The 1,377-nt window shown below is 60.6% G+C and carries 2 protein-coding genes; both read right to left on the bottom strand.

What is annotated here, in order from left to right; genetic code table 11:
- Nucleotides 1-150: 150 nt before the first annotated feature.
- Nucleotides 151-708: an IS30 family transposase gene (locus E3T41_RS13955; RefSeq protein ID WP_166791570.1), complete on the bottom strand. Its 558-nt coding sequence runs from the start codon at nt 706-708 to the stop codon at nt 151-153.
- Nucleotides 709-1,041: 333 nt separating this feature from the next.
- A partial coding sequence (locus E3T41_RS18275; protein WP_241991187.1) for a putative quinol monooxygenase occupies nt 1,042-1,377 on the bottom strand: 336 nt, incomplete at its 5' end.

The following is a 1,377-nucleotide window of genomic DNA, read 5'->3' as shown; positions in this document are numbered from 1 at the left end:
CGAGGTCGCCGACGCCCTCGACTGCGCGATCAGCAAGATCTCACTCATCGAACGCGGCACCATTCGCGACACCCGATTCCTGCACCGCTACCGGGCCTGGCTCAACGAAAACCAACCCCACCAAATCGCAGCTTGACAACTATAGGAGCATCAAAGACATTGAGATTCCCAAGGCCAAGGCCCAGGCACGGCGCGGCCCTCAACCTCCGCCGGTCGCTCGCTGATCATGGTCATGTCCGGGATCTTGCCCGAGTTTTTCGCAGCAGGCCGTCTCGGACGCCGGATGGCGCGGCCGGTGCGCAAATGCTGATGCAGATCACCGCGCAAGCCACCCCGACCGCCCCCATAAAGCGCCTGGTAGATCGCTTCCGGGCTGACTCGCATTTCCTGCCGATCCGGAAACACCGCAGCCAGATGATCACTGATCTGTTCCGGACTCCATTTCAGGCACAACTTTTTCTGCACCACAAGGGCCAGCTCCGGATGGTCGAATTTGCTGGCCTTGGGACGACGTCCCCGAAGCTCGGCCTGCTTCTGCGCCGCATACGGGGCATACTTCGTCCGTGCCTGCGGGCCAGTCTTGGACCCGCCTCGAGCCAACTCTCGACTGATCGTGGCAGCAGACCGGCCCACCAGAGCAGCGATCCTCCGCACGCCGGTGCCACCCAAATGCAAGTCCGCGATCCGCAGTCGTTCCTCCAAAGACAAGTACCGCCCAGACCTCTCTGCCTCAGGAAGAGGGATCCGCCCACCCGTTGCTTGACGCCAACGCCGTCCAGTTCGTCGATTCACCCCGACAGCATCGCACGCTGCAGTCAGCGTCGAACCTTGACTCATTAACTCCCAAAACCGCGCCTGCTTCTCCACCAGCTCATACTTCGACCACACGTACAACACCTCACAAAAATCGAGTGTTGCGACGACCGGTTGAATCCGCCTTCGGCTTGCGGGATGGCGGTAAGGCCATCTGCGGTGAAAGAACGCCGACTCTCTTCAGCAAAAGTCACAAGCACACCCCGCGGAGGCGCCGACGGTCTGTAGCTAAATCCCCGTGATGGTGTAATGACGCTCAATACCGGAGGTCTCCCGGCCCCATTCACTGGATGAGACTCGTTGTTGGTGAGTGCGGAACGAGGCGGTATCCCGAAAGTGCTCATCGACCTGCCAGACGAGTGGATCGTGGGTGGGCGTCACGTTGAACGAAATGCACCCGTTCTCGGCGCGGGTCAGACCCAAATGGACGGGAAGGCACTGCACAACGATCGCAGCTTCGCCGCCCTCTCTGTCAACCTTGGATAAGGCACCGGGATCGTCCCGAATAGTGTCGTAGAGGGCGGGGAAGGAGTTCCCCTTGACGAACGCAGGAATGACAGGAGT

This window comes from Cryobacterium sp. Hh38, from assembly GCF_004403235.1.
GTDB lineage: Bacteria > Actinomycetota > Actinomycetes > Actinomycetales > Microbacteriaceae > Cryobacterium > Cryobacterium levicorallinum.
This window is presented reverse-complemented; position numbering and strand designations above follow the sequence as displayed.